17 protein-coding genes are annotated in these 17,956 nt (G+C 39.8%); 8 read left to right on the top strand and 9 right to left on the bottom strand.

From position 1 onward, the window contains the following. Window positions 1-10 precede the first annotated feature (10 nt). Both B9A52_RS14115 and B9A52_RS14110 read right to left on the bottom strand, forming a co-directional pair. A complete protein-coding gene (locus tag B9A52_RS14115) occupies window positions 11-349 on the bottom strand; it encodes a HepT-like ribonuclease domain-containing protein (protein ID WP_084121064.1) in 339 nt (112 codons plus the stop codon). Beyond that, a complete protein-coding gene (locus tag B9A52_RS14110) occupies window positions 318-644 on the bottom strand; it encodes a nucleotidyltransferase family protein (protein ID WP_084121063.1) in 327 nt (108 codons plus the stop codon). The genes B9A52_RS14115 and B9A52_RS14110 overlap by 32 nt, the downstream gene beginning before the upstream one ends. A gap of 185 nt (window positions 645-829) precedes the next feature. On the opposite strand from B9A52_RS14110, the gene B9A52_RS14105 reads away from it, so the two are divergent. Then, complete coding sequence (locus tag B9A52_RS14105) at window positions 830-1,588, top strand: YdcF family protein (RefSeq protein ID WP_084121062.1); 759 nt, start codon at window positions 830-832, stop codon at window positions 1,586-1,588. A gap of 21 nt (window positions 1,589-1,609) precedes the next feature. On the opposite strand, the gene B9A52_RS14100 is transcribed toward B9A52_RS14105, so the two are convergent. From B9A52_RS14100 to B9A52_RS14090, 3 genes are all read right to left on the bottom strand, one after another. Further along, window positions 1,610-3,130 carry a M20/M25/M40 family metallo-hydrolase gene (locus B9A52_RS14100; RefSeq protein WP_084121061.1) on the bottom strand — a complete coding sequence of 507 codons (1,521 nt, stop codon included), beginning with the start codon at window positions 3,128-3,130 and terminating at the stop codon, window positions 1,610-1,612. Between the two features lie 352 nt (window positions 3,131-3,482). Then, window positions 3,483-5,207 carry a thiamine pyrophosphate-binding protein gene (locus B9A52_RS14095; protein WP_084123524.1) on the bottom strand — a complete coding sequence of 575 codons (1,725 nt, stop codon included), beginning with the start codon at window positions 5,205-5,207 and terminating at the stop codon, window positions 3,483-3,485. A gap of 103 nt (window positions 5,208-5,310) precedes the next feature. After that, window positions 5,311-7,977: a putative LPS assembly protein LptD gene (locus B9A52_RS14090; RefSeq protein ID WP_394334854.1), complete on the bottom strand. Its 2,667-nt coding sequence runs from the start codon at window positions 7,975-7,977 to the stop codon at window positions 5,311-5,313. Window positions 7,978-8,135: 158 nt separating this feature from the next. On the opposite strand from B9A52_RS14090, the gene B9A52_RS14085 reads away from it, so the two are divergent. Then, the gene (locus B9A52_RS14085; RefSeq protein WP_084121059.1) at window positions 8,136-8,936 is read left to right on the top strand and encodes an N-acetylmuramoyl-L-alanine amidase family protein; all 801 of its coding nucleotides are present in this window, start codon (window positions 8,136-8,138) and stop codon (window positions 8,934-8,936) included. Window positions 8,937-9,258: 322 nt separating this feature from the next. After that, entirely contained in the window at window positions 9,259-10,890 is a 1,632-nt protein-coding gene (locus B9A52_RS14080; protein ID WP_084121058.1) for an acyl-CoA carboxylase subunit beta, read from the top strand. A gap of 292 nt (window positions 10,891-11,182) precedes the next feature. Here the strand turns inward: B9A52_RS14080 and B9A52_RS14070 are convergent, their stop codons facing one another. Both B9A52_RS14070 and B9A52_RS14065 read right to left on the bottom strand, forming a co-directional pair. Continuing rightward, window positions 11,183-12,106 carry a DDE-type integrase/transposase/recombinase gene (locus tag B9A52_RS14070; RefSeq protein ID WP_084120665.1) on the bottom strand — a complete coding sequence of 308 codons (924 nt, stop codon included), beginning with the start codon at window positions 12,104-12,106 and terminating at the stop codon, window positions 11,183-11,185. Continuing rightward, entirely contained in the window at window positions 12,106-12,447 is a 342-nt protein-coding gene (locus tag B9A52_RS14065; protein ID WP_084120666.1) for a transposase, read from the bottom strand. Before B9A52_RS14065 ends, B9A52_RS14070 begins: the two co-directional genes overlap by 1 nt. Before the next feature lie 346 nt (window positions 12,448-12,793). On the opposite strand from B9A52_RS14065, the gene B9A52_RS14060 reads away from it, so the two are divergent. Next, window positions 12,794-13,639: a transglutaminase-like domain-containing protein gene (locus B9A52_RS14060; protein ID WP_084121057.1), complete on the top strand. Its 846-nt coding sequence runs from the start codon at window positions 12,794-12,796 to the stop codon at window positions 13,637-13,639. A 12-nt stretch (window positions 13,640-13,651) separates the two neighbouring features. Here B9A52_RS14060 and B9A52_RS14055 read toward each other — a convergent pair whose 3' ends face one another. Beyond that, the gene (locus B9A52_RS14055) at window positions 13,652-14,236 is read right to left on the bottom strand and encodes a thioredoxin-like domain-containing protein (protein ID WP_084121056.1); all 585 of its coding nucleotides are present in this window, start codon (window positions 14,234-14,236) and stop codon (window positions 13,652-13,654) included. Window positions 14,237-14,280: 44 nt separating this feature from the next. Then, a complete protein-coding gene (locus B9A52_RS14050) occupies window positions 14,281-14,910 on the bottom strand; it encodes a 4'-phosphopantetheinyl transferase family protein (protein WP_084121055.1) in 630 nt (209 codons plus the stop codon). Between the two features lie 38 nt (window positions 14,911-14,948). On the opposite strand from B9A52_RS14050, the gene B9A52_RS14045 reads away from it, so the two are divergent. From B9A52_RS14045 to B9A52_RS14030, 4 genes are read left to right on the top strand one after another with little or no spacing between them, the layout of a single operon-like run. After that, window positions 14,949-15,857: a WD40 repeat domain-containing protein gene (locus B9A52_RS14045; RefSeq protein ID WP_084121054.1), complete on the top strand. Its 909-nt coding sequence runs from the start codon at window positions 14,949-14,951 to the stop codon at window positions 15,855-15,857. Window positions 15,858-15,862: 5 nt separating this feature from the next. Then, entirely contained in the window at window positions 15,863-16,732 is an 870-nt protein-coding gene (locus B9A52_RS14040) for a DivIVA domain-containing protein (RefSeq protein WP_084121053.1), read from the top strand. Continuing rightward, complete coding sequence (gene folB, locus B9A52_RS14035) at window positions 16,732-17,097, top strand: dihydroneopterin aldolase (protein WP_084121052.1); 366 nt, start codon at window positions 16,732-16,734, stop codon at window positions 17,095-17,097. Before B9A52_RS14040 ends, folB begins: the two co-directional genes overlap by 1 nt. Beyond that, window positions 17,090-17,953 carry a ChaN family lipoprotein gene (locus tag B9A52_RS14030; RefSeq protein WP_084121051.1) on the top strand — a complete coding sequence of 288 codons (864 nt, stop codon included), beginning with the start codon at window positions 17,090-17,092 and terminating at the stop codon, window positions 17,951-17,953. The genes folB and B9A52_RS14030 overlap by 8 nt, the downstream gene beginning before the upstream one ends. Window positions 17,954-17,956 lie beyond the last annotated feature (3 nt).

The following is a 17,956-nucleotide window of genomic DNA, read 5'->3' as shown; positions in this document are numbered from 1 at the left end:
TTATTGACCATTAATTTTGATTGAGCAATTCCTCAATTTCCCTTTTTAATGTTGGAAGATGTCTTAAGATAGCTCCCCAAACAATTTCATCATCAACCTTATCGTACCCATGAATTACCCTGTTCCTCATACCAACAATCAAACTTTTATTTGAAATTTTGATTTCACCATCAATTTTAATAATCTTATTTAATGCTTCTCCGATGATTTCAAACTCCCTTTCTATAGCTCTTCTAAGCATTTTATTGTTTCGATAATCTAGGAAATTTCGTTCTTTACCAAGATATGAATAAATGGAATTTATTGAATCCAAAATATCAAGTAAGAGCTTTTTGGTTTGGATTTCCATAGATAAGCATTTTTGATTTATTCAATTCCTGAATAAAATAAGGATTTGATAAAGATTTATCTGTCACTAAATCGACTGACCTTCCTAAAATTTCTTCAAGTTTATTTACAAATGAAAAATAATTTTCGGTGTATTCTCCAAAATCCAAATTCATGAATTTCACCAGAAAATCAACATCGCTTTCACTATCAAAACTAATAGAGTTTACAGAACCGAAAATATAAAGTGATTCTACATGATGATTTTGACAGGCCTCTGTTATTTTTGGAAGATTATCTTTAATTAGACTATTCATGTAAATGACATTTCTTAATTTTTATACGGCTTAAACAAATATAAGCCCGGATAAAATCAATACCAAATTTGACTAAATATTCAATATTCTTGAATTATTTTACCTTTGATGAAAGGTAAATCCATGAATTTCCTTTTCATATTAAATTCAATAATCTACTTTTCCCATAAAAAACCTTTCACCCCATGTTCTTCTATCTTTCCCAATTTCTGAGTTTTTTGGCCATGCCCTTGACCATTATCATCATCCTGCTTTTGGTCGGAGCAATCTGGAAAAGAAAAAAAATCTTTTGGTCAGGTATCATCCTGCTGTTTTTTTTCTCCAATCAGGTTATTTCCAATCTGGCCATGAATATCTGGGAACCGGAGTATAAGTCTTTTGAAAGCCTTAAAAACTATGAAATCGGAATAGTCCTGACCGGAGTCACAAATCTCAACAAAACCACATACGACAGAACGTTTTTCAATAAGGGTGCAGATCGTGCCACGCATGCCGTTCAGCTTTACAAGTTGGGGAAAATCAACAAAATCCTGATCACGGGAGGACAGGGACTTAATCCCTCTAGTACCAATACCGAGGCGGAATTGCTTCGGGACTTTATGGTCATGGCAGGTGTATCTGATAAAGCTATTCTGGTTGAAAATCAAGCTGTCAACACCTACCAAAATGCCATTTTCACAAAGGAAATATTGATTGAAAACGGAATCCCTTTAAATCAAACCCAGCTATTGATCACATCAGCTTTTCATATGAGGAGGGCAAAAGGCTGTTTTGACAAGGCAGGAATTCAAACTGAAATTTTTCCTGTGGATTATTATGCCGAAGATGTCCGGTTCAGTATCCCAAAACTCATCGCTCCGGAACCGTATTCTATTTTTCTCTGGCACAAACTTTTCAAAGAATGGATAGGGATTGTGGTGTACTGGGTTGTAGGGTATTTGTAATGGGCTAAAGACATCTTCAACTTACAACTCCTGCGTCAAAATCGCTAAAGCTGTCTTAATCCCCTCTTTATAATTTCCCAGTCTGATGTTTTCATTGGGACCATGTTGGTTGTTGTCTGCATTGACGGTCACCACAGTTACCGCAGGCACATTCAAAGCATCCACAAATGGAGCAATAGGTAAGGAACCACCACTGATTCGTTTCATAATCGGATCTTTCCCGAATGCCCTTATCATGGATTTTTTCAACCAAACCCCTGGTTCTGAATCAAATGGCGTTCTAAATGCCTGATAGGAAATACTTCCCTCCCATTTTACCAATTTTGGATATTTTGCTCTTTCTTCATCAGTTGGATCTTTGTCCAGAATATGGTAGCCCTGGTTTTCAATATGCTTTCTGATCAGTGAAAAAAGTCTTTCAGGATCACTTTCAGGAACCAAACGGACATCAACTTCAGCAATTGCATCCGCAGGTACAATCGTCCGGACTTCAGCCCCGACCCAACCTGAAGACAAACCCCTGATATTCAAGGATGGATATTGCAGCGATTCCTGATAGGTATTTCCTACTTTATCGGTACTTCCAATTCCAAGTTTTCTTTTTATTTCATTTTCATCATCAGGAACCTGGTCCAAAATCCTTTTTTCTTCAGCTGTCAGGTTGATCCCATCATAATAACCCGGTATAGTCACTCTCCCTTCATCATCTTTCATAGATGCCAACAATTGTGACAATCTGAAAGCCGGATTTGGTGCATAGTTTCCATAATGCCCTGAATGTTGTGCAGCCCTAGGTCCGTAAACTGTCAAAGTAAATTGCGAAATTCCCCTTGCACCGAAACTCAATGTAGGTTCATTGCTCAAATGCCGTGGCCCATCCATGATCAACATCATATCAGCTGCAAGTTTTTCTTTATGCTTCAAAACGGCCGTTGGAAGGTATGGAGAACCTATTTCTTCCTCAAAATCCAAAATCACCTTGATATTGTAATTAGGCGAATTGCCGTTTTCTAACATGGCATCCCAAGCGGTCAGAAACATAGCCAAAGGCCCTTTGTCATCAGAGGAAGACCGGGCAAAAATCCGCCATTCAGGATCATAGGATTTTTGAAGGGTTTCCATGGGAATGATTTCCCATTTACCCGAAGGATTTTGTTTCTTTAATACCGGCTTGTACGGGTCTTCCTGGTCCCAACGCTTTCTGTCTACAGGCTGCCCATCTATATGAAAATAAAAAAGCACGGTTTTTTTTGCCTTCGGTACGGTCCTTTCTGCCAAAAGCATGGGAAAACCTTCAGTTTCCAATCTTTCCGTTTTCCATTGCCTTTTTGCAAAACTATCCTCACACCATTCAATATTCGCTACCAACTGCTCAGGGTCATTGGAATCGTTGGGCATGGATAGGATGCTGTTGAGTATCTCAATGCCGTTAAGAAAATGTTTATCTGTCACCTCATCAAGATTGATGGATTTTTTACTTTGAGCAAAAAGAATCATAGGTGAAAATAAAAGCAATCCGAATAGGTATAATGTTTTTTTCATGACCTGAAATGTAAGGAATGGATGATGTGTAAAAGATAAGTCAAAGTCGTTTCTAAAAAAATAAATTTCTTTTAAGTGGATACCAGTAAAGGCAGAATAGCATCAAATCACTTATCCTTGTCACTTCGACGGCAGGAGAAGTCTATAAACCTCATGACGGTATAAATTTCTCCCTACGACACCAATGACAAATAGGGTAAAATTCAATTATTTATTGGTTTTACAATAATTTAATTTAAACCAATCATATAAATAAAATGAACCATTGTCATTCCCTTTCTGTAAATGCCGATTTTCTCCACTCAATATGACAACATGAATACCTTTTACATAAATAATCCATAAAGCAGCTTCACACCGAAATGGACCCTTTTCTAAAGTCTGTTTTTCCTATCACAGCATTGATCAAAAAGGGTTTTCCTTGTCGGTTACTTTCCTTAGCCTTTTGAACTGATTTCACAAAAGCATCCATAGTTTCTACTTTCTCACCTTCAGCCCCAAAGGCAAAGGGAATTTTATCATAATCGGAGGATTCCAACATCACAGCACAATCAGAATCTAAAAATTCCACTTGGTCCCTCGCTATTTGAGTCCAACAAGCGTCGTTACCTATCAGGGCGGTGATACCCAATCCATGTCTCTGAAAAGTATCAAATTCCATCAGGGAATATCCCGCACTGCCGTCCCCATACAAAATCCAAACAGGCCTATCCGGGTAAACCAAAGCTGCTGCTATAGCAAATCCTCCACCTACACCCAAGGTGCCATATGCACCAGGATCCAACCAAGATAATGGTTGTCTTGCCTTCAATACATAGGAGGCAGTCGCCACAAAATCACCCCCATCTGCAACCAGAACACATTTATCATCCAATAGCAGTTCCAGTTCTGACAATACCTGAACCGGATTCAAGCCATCCGTTTTTTCTTCGGATTGATTCTTGATTTCCATATCCCGCTTTTCGTCCCTTTCCCTTAATTGAGAAAACCATTCCTGAGGATAGATTTGTACTTTGGCAGCAAGATCAATCAAAAAATCAACCGGATCCGCTTGAATGGGTAGACTTGGTTTTTTATTGAGGTAAAGGTCTGTCTTGCTCCTATTGACGGAAATAAATTTTCTGCCTCCAATATGGTTTCCGTAATCCAAGCGAAAATCATTCGGAACACCTGCAAGGATGATAAGATCGGCTTCTTTGATAGCTTCTTTTCTTTTATGTCTGATATGTAACCTTCCATTTCTTCCAAATAGACCTCTCCCAGTTCCGCTTAAGTATACCGGAACTCCCAATACATTTAAGGAGGATGCCAGCATTTCTGATTTTTCAGGCTGTAGCATTGCTCCACTTCCCAAGATCATCAGGGGTTTCTTGGCCTTTTTGATCAGATTCATGGCTTTTTCAAGATCAGAGGTTTTGTGTTTGGGAAAATCAGGTTTAGCTGGATCCGAATTAAAAACCGTTTTATCAGCATCTTCAAAAAGCTTTTTGGCATGTCTTTGAATATACCACTGCAATGCTTTCTCCTTGATGGATTTGGCGCTTTTGGAGCTTTTTGCACCATACCATTCCAATACCATCTCTTTGGGATAAAGGGTATCTATCGGGCATTCGATAAATACCGGCCCGGGCACTCCCTCCTGCGCAACCTGAAAAGCTTTTTCCAGGGTAGGACCAATATCTTTGACTTTTTTAATGGAAACAGCCCATTTGACAATAGGCTTCATGATGCTCAATTGGTCAATATCCTGCAAAGCACCTCTACCCTTCAACAGGGTAGCTGCAGCACCTCCCAATAAAATCAAAGGGGATTGTGCCATTTGGGCATTTTTGATGGCAGTTACTGTATTGGTCAATCCGGGACCTGCAGTCACTGCCACAACTCCGGGATTACCTGTAAGCCTGCCAATCCCATCTGCCGCAAAAACAGCAGTGGCTTCATTTCTGGTGTCAATGACTTTTATCCCCAATTTTTCTGCACCAACAAAAATTGGTGAAATATGGCCTCCGCAAAGCGTAAACAAAAATTTTACGCCATGATTTTTGAGTATTTGTGCTATAATTTCTCCACCGTTCATAGGAAGGAAGATAAGGAAATATGCCCAATATTTAAAAAAATCTCCTTTAAGAAAACTGATTAGGTTTATCCAATAGTCCAAAAAAAACTACTCCGAAAGAAAATTAGAAATCAAAGAAGCTTCTTCTTCTAGATACTTTCAAATCCTGAAGAATGGACGATTTGACACGGATATCCAGGTTATATGAAGTAAATCGGCCGAATGGGATCCAACTGACATTCATCTGCCAGCAATGCAGGTCTCTGGCAATCCCAATCATACTTTGAGTCAATTGCTGGGTCATAAAATCATAACCTGCATTAAAATTTATTTTCCATTTTTCAGAAAGACTCACATCTCCATTGAAATTTATAGCTGAGGTAATATTTGAATCTCTTCCGGGCTGTCTATTGTAAGCAATGTTAAATCCAAAACCTAGATTCCAGGGAACATCCCACTCTATGTATTGGGTTGGGTCATTGACTATTCTGGTGATTTCTTCTTCAACAAACTCATTCAATTGACCGCCTTGTTGTAAAAAATCGTTGGTCATATCCTCTCGCATTTCTCCGGGCGATTTTCCTCCCCGGGGGTTGATACTACCATTGACATTCATCTGTATGCTTCTAAAAGTACCCAGACCTTGCCCGGACTGCCAGGCAAATTTATTGATTCTCCTTCCAGATCTTACCCCTGTTTCTGGATTTATTGTTATCAGTTCTGCATAAGGATCCAAATTACCGGAAAGGTTGATGGAGAGTTTGTCTTCAAAAAATGACGTCCTGGTATTGAAATTAATTTGTGACAGATTGAATGAATCTGCGGCAAAATTATAAAATGTTGAAAGATTCAGAGATTGAAGAAGTGGGATTTTTTTGGTGGTTTCTTCTTCGGAGTCACTTTGCTGCTTGATTTTTGCCTCTACCGTATTTCTGATATTGATACTTAAAGACCTGGATTCTCCAAGGGGTGCCTGCCCAAATATAAACCCCTGATGTCTTGAAAACCGTTGTGTTCTTCCTGATTCATCTACCTGAACCTCCTGATAAAATCCAAAAGCCGAGGTCGAAAAATCAGGATTGTAATTGAAACCAAAAGAAGGTTGCATATGATGTCTGATCGCCTCTATTTTTTTGTTCTTTTTAAAATTATAAAAGCCATAGACGTTTGTGTTCATATTAAAGGAAGTATTGTAAAAATAAACTCTGTTAAAGCCATTTTCATTTATTTTATCTACCCTATTTTCCCTCGGATTGTAGAAATAATTGATTCTTTCGGTATACCATAATTCCGTATAATTCAAGGATGCTGTACCCGTAAAATATTTGAACAAGGTGAAATTTGAAGTGATCGGAATAGCATTTTTGGCACCATTGTCTGCCTCAGCCAGAAGCAGTGGTAAATTGGCAAGATTGAAAGGAATGATATTCTGGTCAGGACTGATCCCCTGCTCTTGCTGAAGCACTTCATTCTGCACTCCAAATGGGTTACTAACCCTGTTGTTAATGGAGTTCTGAAGGTTGAAATTCCAGGCAATATTGAGGGTTTTTAAGGGCTCAAACTTTACGTTTTGGAAAGGATTCTGACGATTCATGTTGACGGCAATATCCGGTAAAATCAAGTTAACCTCATCCGATTGGATATTTTGGGAATGCCTTAGGTTGGCAGACATACTGAAAGGTGTACCTGTGAAGGTTTTACTATAGGCGACATTGGAAGAAAATTCAGATTTCACATTATTTACAAAACTGTTTGGATTCACTACCACATTATTATAGTTAGTAGTACCGGCATTGACAGAGGCAGAAAACCGTGAGTTGCCCCGCGTTTCAGGAGTATGCTGCCAATTGACCCAAATGGTATTGTAATCTACAGGGTTAAGTTCTGTTTCAGGACTTTTGAACCTTTGATAATCCACATTGAATCCCCCATTGTACCGATATCGTTTTTTATAGATGGTAGAAGCCTTTGCACCATAGCCCCCGTTTGAAAAAATATCCCCTGTCACTCTTGTATGTACATAATCATTGAAGGCAAAATAATAACCGAAATTCCTCAAGAAAAAGCCCCTGACCTGTTCCTGACCATATGAAGGGAATACAATTCCTGAAGCTTTTTCATCGGGCGTATCGGGAATAATACCAAATGGCAGACCAACGGGTAGCGGGATATCATTGAAGTAAAAATTAAATGGACCGGTAACGACCTGTTTGCCCCTGATGGATTTGATCTTATTCGCATTGATATGCCAATGAGGTTCTGCTAGATTACAAGTGGTATAATAGCCATGATCTAGAAAAATGCTGCCATCCTGGTCTTTTTTGATTGTCTCCCCTCTCAAAAGACCATCCTGCTGTTCTGTCACAACATCTTTGATGATGGCTTTCTGGGTTTTGAAATTGTACCGCATTTCCTTTCGGATTTCATAGGTAGACACACCTTCTTTAAAAATGGGATTCCCTGTGATATTCCCAAGACTGTCGGTCACCCCCGAAGCAAACAACTCGCTTTTCTCCCAATCAATGATGATCAGATCTGCATCAAGGCGAATATTTCCATATTCAAACCAAGCAGCTTTATGTAGAAATACTTTTTTGGAAATAAAATCGGTAATTATACTATCTTCCCCATAATAATTGATTGTGGTCTGTATATCACCTTTTGGTATGGTCTTCGTTGTATCATTACGCGGAATAGTATCCATTCCCAAAATTGCAAGGGAATCCAATGGTGGTAATTCAAGTATTGGAGAGTTGAGTATGGAATCAGGTACAATGATTCTTTGTTCCACATTAGTTTGGCTTCTTATTTGCGAAAAGCTAACTTGGGGAATTACCCAAATTACAATGAAGACAATCAAATGGAACCAGTTATTCCGCACTTAATAATATTGATTTGTTTAAAAATTTATGAAATTTGCTCGGGCAAAGTTAATAGGATTCAATACGCATGAAACGATTCAAAGTTAAAAATATTCTCTTATTTTCCTTATTGACGATATCCCTGCTTTTTGCAGGATTTGTTCCAACAGGTTCAAGGGCACCGGAGTTTAAACTAAAACGCATCGTAATAGATGCAGGCCATGGAGGCAAAGACCCGGGAACGGTGGGTAATATTTCCAGAGAAAAAGATGTGGCACTCAATGTTGCCCTTCAGATAGGAAAATATGTGGAAGAATTACTTCCCGGCGTTGAAGTGATTTATACCCGAAAAACAGATGTTTTTCTTGAACTAAAGGAGCGGTCAAATATTGCCAACAGAAACAAAGCAGATCTATTTATATCTATACACTGTAATGCAGCCCCAAATAAATCTGCCTATGGGACAGAGACTTTTGTAATGGGAACCAAAAACTTTGAGGCCAATTTTGATATTGTAAAAAGAGAAAATTCCGTAATCACGCTGGAGGAAAATTATGAGGAAAATTATGAAGGATTCGACCCCAAATCACCGGAATCCTACATGATGTTCAACCTCATGCAAAAGGCTTTTCTTTCCAACAGCATCTCTTTGGCCTCCAAAGTGGAAAATGATTTCGTGACGCGGGTAAACCGCTCCAGTCGTGGAGTCAAACAAGCACCTTTTTATGTACTTTGGACTACCAGTATGCCTTCAGTGCTGATTGAACTAGGCTTCTTATCCCATCCTTCGGAGGAACGTTTTCTCAACAGTAAGGACGGACAAGCCTACTTGGCTTCGGCAATTTACAGATCTATCAAGGCTTACAAGGAGGAGATCGAGGAATTATAATTTGGTGATTGGAATTGGTAAGTGTCCAGTAGCCAGTGGTCAGGAAAAGGGGTCAGTGTGCAGTAGCGATAAAGTAGGAAGTGTACAGTGTGTATAAAAAGAATTTCCAAAAACAACTGACAACGGTACACATTCCCGCAGCATACTGTCACTGCCAACTGAAAAGGGTGTAACTGCTATGCACTACATCTTAAGACTGAACACTGCCTATTGAACCCTGAACACTTTTATTCAAACCTCTTTGGAAATCCCCTATCCAATTTGATTCTTGTGGGTTAATTCAGTTATTTTAGCTTTCGGAAAAATAAACCCAATTACCTTTATGGATATCGAATTCAATAAAAATGAAGACCAAATCAAACAACAACTTTTTCAACTTCAGAAAAAACTGGAGCAGGTTAAACTTGGGGGTGGAAAGTCAAGGATTGAGAAAGAACATGCAAAAGGCAAATTAACAGCCAGAGAAAGAATTGACTACCTGACCGATCCTGAAACTGAATTTTTGGAAATCGGGGCATTTGCGGCCGATGGCATGTACGAGGAGGAAGGAGGCTGTCCATCTGCCGGGGTAGTCACAGGGATAGGCTATGTTTCCGGAAGGATGTGCGTGATCGTTGCCAATGACGCGACCGTGAAGGCCGGGGCATGGTTTCCAATGACTGCCAAAAAGAACCTAAGGGCACAGGAAATTGCCATGGAAAATAGATTGCCGATTATCTATCTGGTAGATAGTGCAGGTGTATTTCTTCCTATGCAAAACAAGATTTTTCCGGATAAAGAACATTTTGGAAGACAGTTCAGAAACAACGCCAAGATGTCGGCCATGGGAATTGTTCAGGTAGCCGCTATCATGGGCAGCTGTGTAGCGGGTGGGGCGTATTTGCCCATCATGTCAGATGAAGCAATGATTGTGGACAATACCGGCTCTATATTTTTAGCGGGATCTTTTCTTGTCAAAGCCGCTATCGGTGAATCCATAGACAACGAAACCCTTGGAGGTGCCACCACACATTGCGAGATATCTGGTGTCACGGACAATAAATATGAAAACGATCAGGAATGTCTGGATGCCATCAGAAGAATCTTTGATAAAATAGGAGCATTTGAAAAAGCCGGTTTTGACAGAGCAGAACCCGAAAAACCGAAAATAAACGAAGCAGAACTATATGGAATTTTTCCATATGATAGGGTGAAGCCTTATGATATGATTGAAATTATTAAGGGCTTGGTGGACAATTCTGAGATCGATGAATACAAAAAAGATTATGGCAAAACCCTGATCTGTGCTACTGCCCGGATCGATGGTTGGTCAGTAGGAATAGTGGCCAATCAGCGTAAAATCGTCAAAACCAAAAAAGGTGAAATGCAGATGGGTGGAGTCATATATTCAGATTCTGCTGATAAAGCAGCACGGTTTATCATGAACTGTAACCAAAGAAAAATCCCTTTGGTATTCCTTCAGGATGTTAGCGGATTTATGGTGGGCAGTAAGGCCGAACATGGCGGAATTATCAAAGACGGTGCAAAAATGGTCAATGCCATGGCTAATTCCGTGGTACCGAAGTTCACCATTATTTTAGGCAATTCTTACGGTGCAGGTAACTACGCCATGTGCGGAAAAGCTTACGACCCCAGATTGATTTATAGCTGGCCAACTGCCCAAATGGCTGTAATGAGCGGGGCCTCTGCTGCCAAGACCCTCTTGCAGATCAAGGTCGCTTCGCTCAAAAAATCGGGTAAAGAAGAAATTACTCCCGAAGATGAAGAACAATTGCTCAAAGAAATTACCGATAAATACAATGAAGAGCTCAGTCCCTATTATGCAGCGGCAAGACTTTGGGTAGATGGAGTTATTGACCCCTTGGAGACCAGAAAAGTCATCAGTATGGGAATTGAAGCTGCCAATCATGCTCCGATTACTGAAAGGTTTAATGTGGGGGTGATTCAGACTTGAAGAGAGATTTTAGATTTAAGATTTTTGAATTTAGATTTGGGATGGAATGAACTTTCATGATATAGGTTGACAGGTTCCCTACCTAAACCCCAAACCTTGTTGATAACTTTTCTGGTGAAAACCAAAAGTAGGAATTATATTTAATTTATCAGGATAAGCGGAGAAGGGCTCTGCTGGGGAGCAACCTTTCAAGGAATGATCCTGATCGACTGAAAAGGCCAGAGGCCATGGGCAGCCTAAACTTTTTTGGGCTGCTCTTTTTTCAAGGCTCTTTTTGGTCGCTTCATGCCTCCTAAAACCCATTTTTATTTTGACCGAAATCATATAGGGTGTGACCGGGTTTTTCAGACAAGCCCGAAATCTTTTTCTCGAACTCCACAGGACTGAGCCACCCCAGGCCTTCCTGTTTTCTCTCATAGTTGTAAACATGTATGATCCTTTCGAATTCTCTTTTCAGACCTGCTTTTTCCCATGCCTTTATGGTAGGCACCAGATGGTGTTTGATCAGTCCGTTCCTCTGCTCGGCATATCCGTTCATCAGACAGTTTTTTGCACAGCTTACGCGGACTCCCAGTTTATTTAGGCCTCCGAGGTAGAGGGCCGAGAAATATTGGGTCCCGCCATCTGTGTGGTGGATGCAGTCCATCAGGTTCTCCTTCCCTCTGAGTCCGACCCATTGGTCCTGTGCGGATTTCGCATCCTCTGCCCTCATACTTTCCCCAAAACCGGAACCGACTATCCTTGCGCTGTAAATATCGGTCAGGCAGAAAAGAAAATAGCGCCTCCCACAGATATTGATATAAGTCAGATCACCTACCACGGCCATATTTATATCGTTGATAGTCAGTCCATTGAGCAGATTGGGATAGTTCCAGCTCTGCATTGAAGACTTTGTGGTGACAATCCTCGTGTTCAGCGCCGGAAGCACCAGTCCATTTGACGACATGAGACGCTCGAATTTGTTTGTCCCGATGCCATACCCGGATTTGATCCCAAGGTTGTGGAAAACAGATCTCGAACCCGCCCTTCTATCTTTCTCCAGTCTGTAAGACTTTACCAGTACGGCAAACTCCCCAACCATCCGGCACTCCTCCTTGTACCGCTGGGCGGCCTTCGAAAAACCCTGCCGGCTTATGCCGACATAGCTGTAGAATCTTTCCATTGGAATCCCATGCACTGACAGACTTCCCCTGAGCGACATCAGCAACGGGACCATTACTTTTTTTTGAAATTTTCTCCAAGTTTTTCCTCGGCCAGAATGATCAGTTCCTTCTGGTAGACAAGTTCAACTTGCTGTCTGCCGATAAGCTCAAGCAACCTGCGGTTTTCCTTCTCAAGTTCACGCAGTCTGTCAATGTCCCTGCCAGTAGTCACAATTATCTTCTCTGGAAGCTTCTTCTTACCGAAACGGACCAACCATCTTTTCACACTCTCCACCTTGACCTCATGCAGCCTACTTACCTCAATTATTGAGACCCGGCCACTCTCGATCAGACAGACTTGTTCTTTACGGAATTCTTCGCTGAAACGCCTTCTCCGCCTCTCATCTATTGTCATGATAATTTCAATTTAAGAAATTTATCCACAATTTTGGTGTCAACCTATATCATGAGAGAACAGAAGGATCAAGGAGAAAGGATGAAGGATGAAGGTGGTGCGTAATTGCGCCTGCCTGCCTTTGGAAGGAGGAGCACTTGGGAAACTTTGACCTTTTGAATATTCCTTCGTGCGACGTGGCCATCTCATTATATGAAGGACTTGAAGGATTAAGGAAGAAGGTTGTGTCTCCCGTCTTCGGTCTCCCGTCTTCCGTATTCCGTCTCCCAACAAAAATAAAAAGTAGTTTACCGTCAAGGCATCAACTAACCATAAAATTTAATAAATTGGAGTAACAATTCAGGCTATGAACCAACTCAGTGAAAAAGAACTTCATGCTTTGGTTTCCCTTTTGGATGATACGGATAGGGAGGTCAAGACCCATGTAAGAGATCGGATTATCTCTTTGGGACATGAGGTGATTCCTTTTTTGGAAAAAAAGTGGGAGAACAGTTTCAATTCTGAAATTCAAAAGGAAATAGAGGATTTGGTACATGACTTACAGTATTCTCAATTGAAGGAAAGACTAATAGACTGGAAAGTGTCTCCTGAACAGGATTTATTGACCGGATTGTGGATTATCAACACCTACCAATATCCTGATCTGGAGTTTGATAAACTTAATGCTGACATGCATCAGATATATTTTGAAGTATGGACAGCTTTTAAAAATGATTTACTTCCTTATGAACAAGTCCGAATTATCAATGGGGTACTTTTCAATACTTTGAGATTTTCTGCCAACACCAAAAATTTTCATTCTCCTGGCAATAGCATGCTGAGCAATGTCTTGGATACCAAAAAAGGAAATCCTATCAGTCTTTGTGCCATCTATATGCTTGTAGCTCAAAAACTTGGTTTACCGATTTATGGGGTAAACCTCCCAAACCTATTTGTTCTTACCTATAAATCAGCTGACGCCAACTTTTATATCAACGCATTTAATAAGGGGCTGATTTTTTCAAAAAAAGATATCATCAATTATCTGGAACATTTAAAAATAGAACCCATAGATGTTTTTTTTGAACCTTGTAGCAACAAGGACATCATTGTCAGAACTTTGCGAAATCTTATTGTTGCCTTTGAAAAACTTGGCGAATCCGAAAAGGTAATTGAAGTTAGGGCCTTATTGGAAATTATGGAAAATCCTTGACCCCTTTCCTTTCTAGTTTATTAGCTTAACATTGCAACCAACAGGTCTGCTGGAAGAAGGACTGGGATTTCTCCTGATTTGAATAGCCGTCAGGGCATTCTCCAAATACTTCATATTGGCGTTGGCCGCTACCTGGGGATTATTATCAATGGCGCCCCTGTAGGATATAGCATAGCCGGTGGGGCTTGGCGTAATGACTACTACTTCTGGCAATTTGGTAATACCAAACTGCTTTGTAACCACCTGACTATTATCTTCCAAAAAAGGAAACTTAAAGCCTTTCTCTTCTATCCTTTGTCGGATCGAAGCCGTATTTTCTTCTTCCTCATTTCCTGAATGGGGATTGATCATAGCAAAAACAAAACCTTCCGGACTGAACGAATTTTCCAAGTCAATAATCCTGTCCTCATAGAGTTTGGAAAAAGGACAATTCAAACTGGTAAAGACCAAGACTATTGCTTTCTTGTCTTGATGCTGATCCAATTCAAATACCTGACTGGTTAAGGCATCCTTTAGCTGAAAGTTTTCCACCCTCTGAGAAAAACCTTTAAAAACAAAACCGATAAAAAATAATAAGATTAGAATTGTATGCTTCATAAGCTTGTCCTGGTTTTAATAGTATAAAGATACATACAAAGTTCTTACCAGATTGTATATGTCAGTACGATATCACCTTCCATTTCTACTTTTACCTTATAGAAATGGTCAGAATATTCGCTATGTTCTATTTTACAGTCCAATATCTTGTCTTCAAGCGTAAATGGAGATATTCTAATATTATTTTTAAGACTGATTCCTTTTTTCCCCTGACATTTGAAAACTGATTCCTTTGCAGACCAGGCTATAGTATGCAAAACAGGATCTTTCCCCAAAAAGTCCATTTCAAAATCATTCAGAAATTTTGGCCCTAAACGTACGACTTTTTCCCTGACATAATCCAAATCAATACCGACTGGCATTTCTTTATGAAAAATCGCAGCTGCCAGGCCTTTGGTATGGGTCAAAGAGACAAATCCATAACCATCCATGGGAAATGATTTGCCGTGCTCATCTTTGACAAAGCCGGGATACGGCAGGGAAATACAATCCAAAGCGGATTTAATGGCTATTCTTGCACCCTTCCACTCCAATTTCTTTTCAGGATGTGAAATATTTGCAAATGCCAGCTTTTCTCTGAAGCTTAAAAAATCCGTGCCATTCTGCGAGACTTCTAGAATATTCTTTATAGCCAAGGCTGATAAAGGACTTATTTTTTCTATTTTTGTTTGCATAGCTCCTTTTAAGGACTAATAGGTTTTAGCCGCAAATTATGATAAAAATTCAAGTAAAGAAACTACATACTTTAACAGGGCATAATGATTGTGTCTACGCTTTGGTTGAAGGCCCTAATCCTCAGTATTTTTTTACAGGCTCAGGTGATGGAATGGTAGTATTATGGGATCTGGAAAATCCGGAAAATGGAAAATTGATTGCCAAAGTCAACCATTCAGTTTATGCCCTGGAGGTGGACAAAGTAAGAAACCTCCTGATAGTTGGTCATAACTTTGAAGGTATTCATGTCATTGACCTGGAAAGCAGAAATGAATTATGGTCAATCAATCTGACCAACCAATCTATTTTTGATATCAAGGTTTCGGGAAATGACCTATTTGTGGCTACCGCGGATGGCATGGTAATTATTCTGGATATTGAAAAGAGAGCTGTAAAAAAGCATTTAAAGATTTCAGATAAAAGTGTACGGGTTTTGGCTATCAATCCGGATAATAGGACTTTGGCGGCAGGCTTGAGTGACCACACAGTGAAAATCTTTGATTTGATCACCTACGAACCTATCCATAACCTTATTTCCCATTCCAATTCAGTTTTTGCTTTGGGTTTTGCCCCAAACCATCCAATATTAATCAGTGGCGGAAGAGATGCCCACCTAAAAATTTGGGATACAGAGACCTACACCCTGAAAGAATCTATTGTTGCCCATATGTATGCCATTAACTACCTTGCCTTTCGGGAAGACGGCAGGTATTTTGTGACTTGCAGTATGGACAAATCCATCAAGGTATGGGAAACTGAGAATTTTAAGTTATTGAAAGTGATAGACAAAGCAAGATATGCAGGTCACGGAACCTCTATCAATAAAGTGCTGTGGAGCAGCTATAATCAAAACATCATATCAATCAGTGATGACAGGAAAATTTCTATTTGGGATTTAGAATTTTAAAAAACATGAAAATTACTTCTAAGGAAATCAGTGACAAGACATTTGAAAAAAACTTCAGAGGATATGACAAAGATGAGGTAACTGCCTATTTGAATGTCTTAGCGGGAGAGTGGGATAGAATCCAAGCTGAAAAATCTGATCTTGAGAAAAGGTTGGAAATCAGCGAAAAAGAGGCCAATAAATTGAAACAGGTTGAGGAGTCCCTTTTCCGAACTTTGAAAACTGCCGAGGACACAGGCGCAAGTATCATTGAGGAGGCCAACTTTGCAGCCGAAGAAATCATGAATGAGGCACACCAAAATGCTGGAAGCATACTCAATGAGGCGCAAAGTAAATCAAAAAACCTTATCGAATCTGCAGAAGCAAAAGGTAAGGAAATCATGGAAAACCTGAAAGCTGATGTCAGTAATCTGGTGGAGAGTTATGAGACTTTATTGAAGCAAAGAGATTTGATTATCAAAAACTTAAAAGCGATTTCTGAAGATATCGAAAACAATATCTCTGTGTCTAAGGAATCCTTCAAAAAGATTAATATCCAAACACATGCTGATGTTGTCAACCAACTATCAAAAGCAAACGCCTTTACTATTGCCAATATTCAGGAATTTCAAAAAGAAGAGGAAATGACGGCTTCTCATAGCCAACAGGAAGAAATTACAGCAGAAAGTCATGAAGACATTTCTGTCGAATCTGAGATACAAACTGAGGAAGATGTTGTGATTGAAAACCAAATTCCTGAAATAGACTCTCCGGCTGAAAAAGAGGAAGAACCACAAGAAAGCGGAATAGAGGAAAATATTCAAAAGATACCCTCCGAAGAAGAAATAAAATCCAAAACCAATAAAGGCGGGTCATTTTTTGACCAATTTGATTAATGGGAAAGGTATCATTGGAAGGAATTGAATTCCACGCGTATCATGGGGTCTTCAAAGAAGAAAACAAGCTGGGAAACAGGTTTACGGTAGATATCCATGTGGAAACAGATTTTCGAAAAGCCATGTTGGATGATGATCTCAAATCCACAGTGGATTATGGAAAAGTCTATAGGATTGCCAAATCCCATATGCAGGAACCTGTCAAACTGCTTGAGCATTTGGCCCACCTGATGATCAAAGATATTTTGGCAGCTTATCCGGATTCCAAACAAATTACTATAATTATCAAAAAACATAACCCCGCCTTGGGCGGAGTGGTCAATTACTCTGTTGTGACTGTAAAATATCCTGAAGACTATGATTAAAAAATTAATTCCAATTATTGTTCTTTCTTTGGCATCAACCAATCTCTTTGCCCAAACCCAAGCATTCAAGATTTATAATAAAGAGGGCAACGAGGTACGATTTGAGTCAATGGTTCAGATTGCAGGGCAACATGAAGTGGTCTTTTTTGGCGAACTCCATAATAACAGTATCGCCCATTGGCTTCAATTGCAGATGCTCAAACAATTACATCAAAATGGTAAAGAGGTGGTTTTGGCGGGTGAGTTTTTTGAAAGGGATGACCAACTCAATATTGAGGAATGGCTTGCCGGAAAAATGACAGACAAAACCTTCGAAACCGAATCGAAGCTTTGGAACAATTACCTGCTTGATTACAAACCTTTGCTATTGTATGCCAAAAAGAACAATATTCCTTTCATCGGTTCAAACATTCCCAGAAAATATGCTTCTTTGGTTAGCAGACAAGGTTTGGCTGCCTTGGACAGTCTTAGTGAAGAAGCCAAAAGATACATTGCTCCCCTACCCATCGAAGTAGATAAAACCTTGCCTGGATATGTGGGCATGAAGGACATGATGCATGGTTCGGGAATGAATGTAGATTTTATGGTGGAAGCACAGGCTGTCAAAGATGCGACTATGGCTTACTCATTATTCGACCATTTGAATAAAGGGAAGCAGATCCTCCATATCAATGGTTCATACCATTCCAATAACTATGAAGGAATACTTTGGTATCTCAAAAAGCACAATCCCAACACCCGCATGTTGACAATCAATACGGTCGAACAGGAAAACATCCACACCTTGGAAGAAAAGACGAAAGGTACGGCAGACTTTATTATAGTCCTGCCATCCGACAGCCCAAAAAGTTACTGATTT

It is taken from the genome of Aquiflexum balticum DSM 16537, assembly GCF_900176595.1.
Lineage (GTDB): Bacteria > Bacteroidota > Bacteroidia > Cytophagales > Cyclobacteriaceae > Aquiflexum > Aquiflexum balticum.
The sequence above is the reverse complement of the archived record's forward strand: the minus strand, read 5'-3'. Positions and strand labels throughout refer to the sequence as shown.

Bases quoted from the DNA above. Each gene is read 5' to 3' on its own strand.
- B9A52_RS14070 (WP_084120665.1), bottom strand. From the start codon at position 12,106: ATGGTCCCGTTGCTGATGTCGCTCAGGGGAAGTCTGTCAGTGCATGGG.
- B9A52_RS14110 (WP_084121063.1), bottom strand. From the start codon at position 644: ATGAATAGTCTAATTAAAGATAATCTTCCAAAAATAACAGAGGCCTGT.
- B9A52_RS14100 (WP_084121061.1), bottom strand. From the start codon at position 3,130: ATGAAAAAAACATTATACCTATTCGGATTGCTTTTATTTTCACCTATG.
- B9A52_RS14065 (WP_084120666.1), bottom strand. From the start codon at position 12,447: ATGACAATAGATGAGAGGCGGAGAAGGCGTTTCAGCGAAGAATTCCGT.
- B9A52_RS14105 (WP_084121062.1), top strand. From the start codon at position 830: ATGTTCTTCTATCTTTCCCAATTTCTGAGTTTTTTGGCCATGCCCTTG.
- B9A52_RS14080 (WP_084121058.1), top strand. From the start codon at position 9,259: ATGGATATCGAATTCAATAAAAATGAAGACCAAATCAAACAACAACTT.
- B9A52_RS14055 (WP_084121056.1), bottom strand. From the start codon at position 14,236: ATGAAGCATACAATTCTAATCTTATTATTTTTTATCGGTTTTGTTTTT.
- B9A52_RS14050 (WP_084121055.1), bottom strand. From the start codon at position 14,910: ATGCAAACAAAAATAGAAAAAATAAGTCCTTTATCAGCCTTGGCTATA.
- B9A52_RS14115 (WP_084121064.1), bottom strand. From the start codon at position 349: ATGGAAATCCAAACCAAAAAGCTCTTACTTGATATTTTGGATTCAATA.
- B9A52_RS14045 (WP_084121054.1), top strand. From the start codon at position 14,949: ATGATAAAAATTCAAGTAAAGAAACTACATACTTTAACAGGGCATAAT.
- B9A52_RS14095 (WP_084123524.1), bottom strand. From the start codon at position 5,207: ATGAACGGTGGAGAAATTATAGCACAAATACTCAAAAATCATGGCGTA.
- B9A52_RS14030 (WP_084121051.1), top strand. From the start codon at position 17,090: ATGATTAAAAAATTAATTCCAATTATTGTTCTTTCTTTGGCATCAACC.
- folB (WP_084121052.1), top strand. From the start codon at position 16,732: ATGGGAAAGGTATCATTGGAAGGAATTGAATTCCACGCGTATCATGGG.
- B9A52_RS14085 (WP_084121059.1), top strand. From the start codon at position 8,136: ATGAAACGATTCAAAGTTAAAAATATTCTCTTATTTTCCTTATTGACG.
- B9A52_RS14060 (WP_084121057.1), top strand. From the start codon at position 12,794: ATGAACCAACTCAGTGAAAAAGAACTTCATGCTTTGGTTTCCCTTTTG.
- B9A52_RS14040 (WP_084121053.1), top strand. From the start codon at position 15,863: ATGAAAATTACTTCTAAGGAAATCAGTGACAAGACATTTGAAAAAAAC.